The sequence below is a fragment of the Pseudonocardia sp. SID8383 genome, from assembly GCF_009864975.1.
Lineage (GTDB): Bacteria > Actinomycetota > Actinomycetes > Mycobacteriales > Pseudonocardiaceae > Pseudonocardia > Pseudonocardia alni.
The window spans coordinates 36,413-44,733 of the sequence record NZ_WWFY01000586.1 but is presented as its reverse complement, the minus strand read 5'-3'; the positions used below and the strand labels follow the sequence as shown (position 1 = coordinate 44,733).

10 protein-coding genes are annotated in these 8,321 nt (G+C 74.6%); 9 read left to right on the top strand and 1 reads right to left on the bottom strand.

What is annotated here, in order from left to right; all coding sequences use genetic code 11:
- A partial coding sequence (locus GTW08_RS14295; protein WP_161152040.1) for a zinc-binding dehydrogenase occupies positions 1-525 on the top strand: 525 nt, incomplete at its 5' end.
- Here the strand turns inward: GTW08_RS14295 and GTW08_RS14290 are convergent.
- Entirely contained in the window at positions 474-1,214 is a 741-nt protein-coding gene (locus GTW08_RS14290; protein WP_073577281.1) for an SDR family NAD(P)-dependent oxidoreductase, read from the bottom strand. The genes GTW08_RS14295 and GTW08_RS14290 overlap by 52 nt on opposite strands.
- Before the next feature lie 51 nt (positions 1,215-1,265).
- On the opposite strand from GTW08_RS14290, the gene GTW08_RS14285 reads away from it, so the two are divergent.
- The 8 genes from GTW08_RS14285 (at position 1,266) to GTW08_RS14250 (ending at position 8,311) form a co-directional block, all read left to right on the top strand.
- A complete protein-coding gene (locus GTW08_RS14285; protein WP_073577282.1) occupies positions 1,266-1,979 on the top strand; it encodes a nitroreductase family protein in 714 nt (237 codons plus the stop codon).
- 57 nt (positions 1,980-2,036) lie between these two features.
- Positions 2,037-2,825, top strand: a complete 789-nt coding sequence (locus tag GTW08_RS14280) for an enoyl-CoA hydratase/isomerase family protein (RefSeq protein ID WP_073577283.1) — start codon at positions 2,037-2,039, stop codon at positions 2,823-2,825.
- 91 nt (positions 2,826-2,916) lie between these two features.
- Positions 2,917-3,936, top strand: coding sequence for a phosphotransferase family protein (locus GTW08_RS14275; protein WP_073577284.1), 1,020 nt, complete (start codon positions 2,917-2,919; stop codon positions 3,934-3,936).
- The gene (locus GTW08_RS14270) at positions 3,933-4,715 is read left to right on the top strand and encodes an SDR family NAD(P)-dependent oxidoreductase (RefSeq protein ID WP_253067339.1); all 783 of its coding nucleotides are present in this window, start codon (positions 3,933-3,935) and stop codon (positions 4,713-4,715) included. Before GTW08_RS14275 ends, GTW08_RS14270 begins: the two co-directional genes overlap by 4 nt.
- Positions 4,712-5,950, top strand: coding sequence for an acyl-CoA dehydrogenase family protein (locus GTW08_RS14265; RefSeq protein WP_073577329.1), 1,239 nt, complete (start codon positions 4,712-4,714; stop codon positions 5,948-5,950). Before GTW08_RS14270 ends, GTW08_RS14265 begins: the two co-directional genes overlap by 4 nt.
- Positions 5,947-6,759 (top strand): SDR family NAD(P)-dependent oxidoreductase, encoded by an 813-nt coding sequence (locus GTW08_RS14260; RefSeq protein ID WP_073577285.1) that lies wholly within the window; start codon positions 5,947-5,949, stop codon positions 6,757-6,759. The genes GTW08_RS14265 and GTW08_RS14260 overlap by 4 nt, the downstream gene beginning before the upstream one ends.
- A complete protein-coding gene (locus GTW08_RS14255; protein WP_073577286.1) occupies positions 6,756-7,169 on the top strand; it encodes a Zn-ribbon domain-containing OB-fold protein in 414 nt (137 codons plus the stop codon). Before GTW08_RS14260 ends, GTW08_RS14255 begins: the two co-directional genes overlap by 4 nt.
- Complete coding sequence (locus tag GTW08_RS14250; RefSeq protein ID WP_073577287.1) at positions 7,166-8,311, top strand: thiolase family protein; 1,146 nt, start codon at positions 7,166-7,168, stop codon at positions 8,309-8,311. Before GTW08_RS14255 ends, GTW08_RS14250 begins: the two co-directional genes overlap by 4 nt.
- Positions 8,312-8,321: the final 10 nt, after the last annotated feature.

Here is an 8,321-nt window from a genome sequence, read left to right as displayed (position 1 = left end):
GCCCGGGTCGTGGCGGTGGACACCCGCGCCGCGGCGCTCGACCTCGCCCGCGAGTGCGGCGCACACGCGGTCTGCGGGCCGGCCGAGGTGGTGTCCGTGGTGGACGTCGTCTCCGACGGACGCGGCGCGGACGTCGTGCTGGACTTCGTCGGCGCCCAGGCGACCCTGGACGGGGCCGGGCCGCTGCTGCGCACCGCGGGCGAGCTGGTGGTCGTCGGCGGGGCGGGGGGCGTGCTGCCGGTGAGCAAGCCGGGTCCGCTGCCGTCCGGGGCCCGGCTGCGCCTGCCGTTCTGGGGGTCGCGCGACGAGCTGGTCGCGACCGTCGGCCTGGCCCGGGAGGGTCGGATCCGCTCCCGGACGACCACCTACCCGCTCTCCGACGTGACCCGCGCGCTGGACGACCTGCGCGCCGGGCGGGTGCTCGGGCGGGCCGTGCTCGTGCCCGACCGGCCCGGGTCGGACCCCGCCACCGGTCAGCGGGCCGACCACCCGCCGTCGACCACCAGCTCCGACCCGGTCGTGTAGCCGGACTCGCGGCTCAGCAGGAACGCGACCGCGGCGGCGACCTCCTCCGGCCGCCCCAGCCGGCCCATCGGGGTGTTCGCCAGCATCGCCCGGTGCCGGTCGGTGCCGGCGAAGCGACCGAGGAGCTGGTCGGTGCCGACGAAGCCGGGGACGACCGCGTTGACCCGTACCCCGGCCCCCGCCCAGTGCAGGGCGGCGTTGCGGGTCATCGACCGGACCGCTCCCTTGGCCGCGGCGTAGGCGAAGCTGTTGCCGAGGCCGCCGGTGGTGCCCAGGATCGACCCCACGTTGACGATCGAGCCCCCGCCGGACCGCTCGATGACCGGCCCGCAGTGCCGCATTCCCAGCCACGTGCCGAGCTGGTCGACGGCCACCACCTCGTCCCACCGGGTCCGGGACTCGCCGACCACGGTGCCCAGGCTGCCGATCCCGGCGTTGTTCACCAGCCCGGTGAGCGGCCCCGCGCCGGCCACGACGCGCTCCCAGTCGCTCTCGGAGGAGACGTCGAGCGCCGCCGTCCGGGTACGCCCACCCAGACGCCCGGCGAGCGCGACGCAGCCGGCCTCGTCGACGTCGGTCAGCACGACCTCCGCCCCCTCGCCGACCAGCCGCTCGGCGACGGCCGCGCCGAGACCACCGGTCGCCCCGGTCAGCAGCACCGTCGAGCCCTCGAACCGACGCTCGGTCATCCGTTCCTCCGCACACTTGACATACAACTTGAACTGATATTGGTTCAAGGTATGCTCATCGACGAGGCACTGTCCACCACCCGAGCCGTGCGCCGGAGGCTGGACACCACGCGCGACGTACCGGTCGCGCTCATCCGGGAGTGCGTCGGGCTGGCGATGCAGGCTCCTGCCGGGTCGGCGGTGGCCCGGACCCGGTTCGTGGTGGTCCGGGACCCGGAACGGCGGCGAGCGGTGGCCCGCATCTACTCCGAGGTCTACCGCGACAGCTACCGCGAGTCGGCGGGCTACATCGGCCGGGTGCCCCGCACCGACCCGACCGAGCAGCGCATGCAGGAGCGGACCGCACGCTCGGCCGACGCCCTCGAACGCGCCCTGCACGAGGTCGGGACGATCGTGATCGGCTGCCTGGAAGGGGCACGACTGGACGGCGCGGCGGCGATGACGAGCAGCTCGCTGCTCGGCGGGGTGCTCCCGGCGATGTGGAGCTTCATGCTGGCCGCCCGCGCCCGCGGCCTCGGCACCTGCTGGACGACGATGCACCTGGCGCGCGAACGGGACGTCGCCGAGATCCTGGACATCCCCTTCGACCGGGTGCAGCAGGTCTGCCTCACGCCGCTGGCGTTCACCGTCGGAACCGACTTCCGGCCGGCCGCCCGCCCCGGACCCGACGAGGTCGTGCACTGGGACGGCTGGAACACGGGCCGACCAGGTCCGGAACCGGTCCGGGGACTGCTGGACCCCGACCGGCCGGGCCCGACCCCTTGACACGACCGGATCGGTCACGCAACCTTAACTGAGTTCAATTCAACTACGGAGGACGGCATGACGGTCGAGGACGACATCCAGTTCGAGCGTGACGGTCACGTGGCGCGGATCTGGCTCAACCGCCCCCACAAGCGCAACTGCATCACGGTCCCGATGCTGCACCGGCTCGACGAGATCATCACCGAGATCGAGGCGGACCCGGAGCTGCGGGTGGCCGTCGTGCGCGGGCGCGGCAACACCTTCTCCTCCGGCTTCGACCTCGACAGCCTGCAGGCGGACTTCATCGGGACGAGCACCGCGATGGACGTCGCCGTCGTCTCGGCGAAGGTCTGCGACCGGCTCTACAACATGTCCACGCCGTCGGTGGCGGTCCTGGAGGGCTACGTCACCGCGGGCGGGTTCGAGGTCATGATCTCCTGCGACTTCGCGATCGCCGAGGACACCGCGCAGATCGGTGACTTCCACATCCGCCGCGCCCTGTTCGGCGGCGCCGGCCCGATCTACCGGCTCCCGCGGATGCTCGGCATCCGCAAGACCAAGGAGCTGATGCTCACCGGCAAGCTGCTCAGCGGCACCGAGGCCGCCGACTTCGACCTGGTGAACGCCAGCGCTCCCGCGGACGAGCTCGACGCGACCGTGGAGGAGTTCATCAGCCACCTGACGGACAAGAGCCCGTTCCAGATGAAGCTGACCAAGATGGCGGTCGACCGCGGCCTCGACGCCGACATCGCGTCCCTCATGGTGCTCGAGCACCTCGCGGTCGGCGTCACCCTGAACTCCGACGACGCCGCCGAGGGCGTCGCCGCGTTCCTGGAGAAGCGCGAGCCCAAGTGGACGGGTCGCTGACCCGCACGAGAGTGGTGTCGGCGGTCCGGCGCACCGCGCTGGTCGTCGGCGCCCGTGTCCCGGTGGACCGACCTCGAGGAGGAGGACAGCGATGCCCCGGACCCACACCCCGGCGGACGCCGATCCGCAGCTCGCCGCCCGGGTGCGCGCCGAGCTCGGCGCGGGCGCCGCAGGCCCCCTGACGGCGCTCGAGGGCGGCCGCTCGGGCCTGACCTACCGCATCGACGCCGGCGGGATGCCGCTGGTGGTCAAGGCGGTGCCGCCCGGCCGCGAACCGGTCGGGCGCCACGACGTCCTGCGCCAGTCCCACGTGCTCTCGGCGCTGGCCGACAGCGGGGTACCGGTGCCGGCCGTCGTCGCCCGCGGCGACGAGGCACCGGCCTGGTTCGCGATGGAGTTCGCGCAGGGTACGGCGTCCGAGCCCGTCCTCGAGCCGTCCGACACCGATCACGTGCTCGGCCGGCTGCGGATGCTCGCGGCCGCGCGTGTCCTCGGGGCGCTGCACGCCGTCCCGGTCGACCGGCTCGTCGCGGGGGTCGTCCGGGCCGGCGGCGTCCGGCCCGAGGTCGCCGGGCCGGCCGACGAGCTCGCCCGCTGGACGCGGACGATGCACGCGGTCCCGGCCGGGATCCGCCCGGGAGCGGCGGAGCTCCTCGAACGGCTCGCCGCGACCGTGCCCGAGCCCGCTCCCCCGGTGCTCGTGCACGGCGACTTCCGGCTCGGCAACCTCCTGTGCACCGGCACCACGCCCACCGCGCTGGTGGACTGGGAGATCTGGGGGCTGGGCGACCCGCGCGTCGACCTCGGCTGGTTCGGGGTGTTCACCGACGGCGCGCTGTTCCCGGGCGTCGGCGGTGTCGTCTCGGGCCTCCCGGACGAGGACGAGCTCGACGACGCCTACCGGGCCGCCCGCGGCGACGACGGCGGCACCGCCGCCGGCACGACCTGGTTCCGCGCGCTCGGGCGGCTGAAGATGGCCGCGATCATGGGGCACAACCTGCGCCGGCACCGCGAGGGCCGCCACCACGACCCGGTCCAGGAGCAGCTGCCGCCCACGATCCGTGCGCTCATCGGCTCGGCCGCCGCCCTGCTCGACCGGAGCCCGTCGTGACCGCCGAGGGCCGGGCCCCCGCCCCGGCGGAGCTGTTCGACCTGACCGGCCGGACCGCCGTCGTCACCGGGGCGTCCTCCGGGCTGGGCGCACGGTTCGCGCGCGTGCTCTCCGCGGCGGGCGCGACCGTCGTCGTCGCCGCGCGGCGGGCCGGGCGCCTGGCCGAGGTCGCCGACGGCGACGACCGCCTGCACCCGGTGGTCGCCGACGTCGCCGACGGGGCCGACCGGGAGAACCTGATCGAGGCGGCGCGGGCGCTCGGCTCGGGGACGGTCGACGTCCTGGTCAACAACGCCGGCGTCGAGGGCTCCGGCCCGCCGGCCGAGGAGACCGCCGCCGGTTTCGCCGGGGTGCTGGACACCAACCTCGTCGCCCCCTTCCACCTGTCCCAGCTCGCCGCCCGGCACCCGGGGTCGGACGGCCTGTCCATCGTGAACATCGGCTCGGTGCTCGGGCTCGTGTCGGCCGCGCCGCTCGGCGGTGCGAGCTACGCCGCCTCCAAGGCCGGGCTCCTCGGGCTCACCCGCGAGCTCGCCGGCCACTGGGGCCGCGACCGGGTCCGGGTCAACGCGCTGGCCCCGGGCTGGTTCGCGACCGAGATGAACACCGACCTGTTCGCCGACGAGCGGTCCGTCCGCTGGATCGGGAGGAACACGATGCTGCGACGTCCAGGACGTCTGCACGAGCTCGACACCGCCCTGCTGTTCCTGGCGACGCCGGCGAGCTCCTACCTGACCGGTCAGGTCCTGACCGTCGACGGGGGGTGGACCGCCCGATGACGCCGACCGCCCCGCCGAGCCGCGCGGAGCTCGAGGAGTTCCGTCGTACCGCCCGCGCCTGGGTCGCCGGGCACCTGCCCCCGCGCCGCGAGCGCCACGACCGCTCGGTGGCCGTGTTCCACGATCTGCCGCACGAGCAGGAACGGGCCCTGATCGCACGCGTCCAGGACTGGACGCGGACCCGGTACGACGCCGGGTACGGCGCCCTGACCTGGGCGGTCGAGGACGGCGGCGCCGGGCTCAGCGACCTGCACGAGGAGGTGTTCGCCGAGGTCGAGCGCGAGTTCGAGACCCCGGGCCAGCACGAGCTCACCTCGGTCAGCACCGCACTCGTCGCCCCGACCGTGCGCCTGTTCGGCACGCCGGCCCAGCGCGAGCTGCTGGTCACCCCGCTGCTGCGCGGCGACGAGCTGGCCTGCCAGCTGTTCTCCGAGCCCTCGGCGGGCTCCGACCTCGCCGGGCTCGGCACCCGGGCCGTCCGCGAGGGCGACGGCTGGGTCGTCAACGGGCAGAAGGTCTGGAGCTCGGGGGCGCAGTTCGCCGGCTGGGGCGAGCTGATCTGCCGTACCGACCCCGACGCCGTCAAGCACCGCGGCCTCACCGCGTTCCTGCTCCCGATGGACACCCCCGGCGTCGAGGTCCGGCCGCTGCGCCAGATGTCGGGCGGGACGTCGTTCTGCGAGGTGTTCCTCGACGACGTCCGCATCCCCGACACGCTGCGCCTCGGCGAGGTCGGCGGCGGGTGGGGCGTCACCCTGGCCACCCTGGGTTTCGAACGCGGCCACTCGGGCGCGAACGCCGACCTCGGCGGCGGGTTCGCCGACCTGCTCGGCGACGCGCGGGCGCTGGGCCGGACCGACGATCCCGATGTCCGCCGGATCCTCGGCGAGGTCTGGGTCGCCGAGCGGATCGCCGAGCTCTCCGCCCAGCGCGACCGCGAGGCCCGGCTGGCCGGCACCGACGTCGGAGCCGTCGGCTCGCTGCGCAAGCTCGTCTGGGCCCAGCGGCTGGCGCTCGTGTCCGACGCGGCCGCGCAGGTCCTCGGCCCGAGGCTGGTCGCCGACGCCGGGGACGGCACCCACCGCTGGGTGGAGCACGTGCTCGGCGCACCGGGCTACCGGATCGCCGGGGGCTCCGACGAGGTGCAACGCACGATCATCGCCGAGCGGCTGCTCGGCCTCCCGCCGGAACCCCGCGCCGACCGCGGTGTGGCATGGAAGGACGTCCCCCGATGAGCACCACCGCGACGGGTAGCACCGTCACCGAGGCCGTCGCTCGGGCGCGCGCCGCAGGCGCCCCGCTGACCGGGCGGAGGGCGCTGGTCACCGGCGGCTCACGCGGCCTGGGCCGGGAGATCGCGATCGCGTTCGCCGCCGCGGGTGCGGACGTCGCGATCGTCTCCCGGAAGAAGGACGCCTGCACCGGGCTGGCCGCCGAGCTGGCCGAGGCCACCGGGCGGCGGGTGACCGGGCACGGCGCGCACGTCGGCGAGTGGGACCGGCTGGACGGTCTGCTCGACGAGGTCGAGGACGGCCTCGGGCCGGTCGACGTCCTGGTCAACAACGCCGGGATCGCGCCGGTGTACCCGAGCCTGCACGGCGTCACCGAGGAGCTGTTCGACAAGATCGTCTCGGTCAACCTCAAGGGCCCGTTCCGGATGATGGCCGTCGCCGGCAGGCGGATGGCCGCACGGGGCGGCGGCGCGATGCTGAACATCTCCTCCATGGCCTCGGGCCGCCCCACCGCCGGCGACCTCCCCTACGCCGCGGCCAAGGCGGCGCTCAACACGCTCACCGCGGGGTTCGCCCAGGAGTACGGCCCGACGGTCCGGGTCAACACCATCGTGGCCGGGCCGTTCCGCACCGACATCAGCGCCTCCTGGGACATGGCGGCCGTCGACGAGATGGCCCGGAGCTGGCCGTCGCGGCGGGTCGGCGAACCGTCCGAGATCGTGGGCGCCGCGCTCTACCTGTGCGGGCCCACGGCGAGCTACACGACGGGCAGCCTGCTGGCCGTCGACGGCGGACGGCTGGCCGCGCCGTGACGTTCGTGGACGACGGGCTGCTGACCGACACCCCCGACGGCCCGGCGCTGCTGGGCAGCCGGTGCACCGACTGCGGGGCCCACACCTTCCCCCGCCAGACCGGCTGCCCGCGCTGCTCCGGCGCCCGGATGGCCGACGTGCCGCTGCACCGCACGGGGACCCTGTGGACCTGGACCGTGCAGGGGTTCCGGCCCAAGCCGCCCTACACCGGGACCGCGGGCCACGAGCCCTACGGCGTCGGCTACGTCGAGCTCGACGGGCAGCTGCTGGTCGAGGCCCGCCTCACCGAGTCCGACCCGGCCCGGCTGCGGATCGGCATGCCGATGGAGCTCGCGATCGTCCCGTTCCGGCAGGCCGACGACGGACCGACGCACACCTTCGCCTTCGCCCCCGCGGGAGACCTCTCATGACCGGAGTCGCGATCATCGGGGCCGGGATGCACCGGTTCGGCCGCACCGAGGGCGTCCCGGGGCGGGCGCAGGCCGTGCACGCCGCGCGCGCGGCGCTCGCCGACGCCGGCCTCCGGTTCTCCGACATGGGTTTCGGCTTCGGGGGCTCGCACTCGGCCGGCGACGCCGACACCCTCGTGTCCGAGCTCGGGCTCACCGGCCTGCCGTTCATCAACGTCCACAACGGCTGCGCGACCGGTGGCTCCGCGCTGATCGCCGCCCAGGCCGCGATCGCCTCCGGGGCGCACGACCTCGGCATCGTCATCGGCTTCGACAAGCACCCCCGGGGCGCGTTCGACACCGACCCGGCCGACCACGGCATCGGCTCCTGGTACGGCGAGACCGGGCTCATGGTGACCACCCAGTTCTTCGGGATGAAGATCCAGCGCTACCTGCACGAGCACGACATGGAGCCGGACCTGCTCGCCCTGGTCGCGGAGAAGGCGTTCCGCAACGGGGCTGCCAACCCGATGGCCTGGCGCCGGAAAGAGCTCGACGCGGCCGAGATCGCCGCCTCGACGATGATCTCCGACCCGCTCACCCAGTACATGTACTGCTCGCCGGGCGAGGGTGCGGTCGCGCTGGTGCTGTGCCGGGCCGACCGGGCCCGCGAGCACACCGACCGCCCGGTGTTCCTGCGCGGCGCGGCGTTCCGCAGCCGGCGCTACGGCTCGTTCGAGGTCTTCTCCCCGTGGCTGGCGACCGACCGCGCCGACTCCCCCACCGTCGAGGCCGCCCGTGCCGTGTTCGAGCAGGCCGGCATCGCCCCGTCCGAGGTGGACCTCGCGCAGGTGCAGGACACCGAGTCCGGGGCCGAGCTGATGCACATGGCCGAGACCGGGCTGTGCGCCGACGGCGAGCAGGACGAGCTCATCCGGTCCGGGGCGACCGCGGTCGACGGCCGGCTGCCGGTCAACACCGACGGCGGCTGCCTGGCCAACGGGGAGCCGATCGGGGCGTCGGGCCTGCGGCAGGTGCACGAGAACGTGCTGCAGCTGCGCGGCGAGGCCGGCCCCCGACAGGTCCCGGGCGGGCCGCGGGTCGGGTTCACACACGTCTACGGGGCACCGGGCATCTCCGCCTGCACGGTGCTCACACGCTGAGGAGGACCAG

Coding starts and splice junctions, on each gene's coding strand:
- GTW08_RS14290 (WP_073577281.1), bottom strand. CDS start 1,214: ATGACCGAGCGTCGGTTCGAGGGCTCGACGGTGCTGCTGACCGGGGCG.
- GTW08_RS14285 (WP_073577282.1), top strand. CDS start 1,266: ATGCTCATCGACGAGGCACTGTCCACCACCCGAGCCGTGCGCCGGAGG.
- GTW08_RS14280 (WP_073577283.1), top strand. CDS start 2,037: ATGACGGTCGAGGACGACATCCAGTTCGAGCGTGACGGTCACGTGGCG.
- GTW08_RS14275 (WP_073577284.1), top strand. CDS start 2,917: ATGCCCCGGACCCACACCCCGGCGGACGCCGATCCGCAGCTCGCCGCC.
- GTW08_RS14265 (WP_073577329.1), top strand. CDS start 4,712: ATGACGCCGACCGCCCCGCCGAGCCGCGCGGAGCTCGAGGAGTTCCGT.
- GTW08_RS14260 (WP_073577285.1), top strand. CDS start 5,947: ATGAGCACCACCGCGACGGGTAGCACCGTCACCGAGGCCGTCGCTCGG.
- GTW08_RS14250 (WP_073577287.1), top strand. CDS start 7,166: ATGACCGGAGTCGCGATCATCGGGGCCGGGATGCACCGGTTCGGCCGC.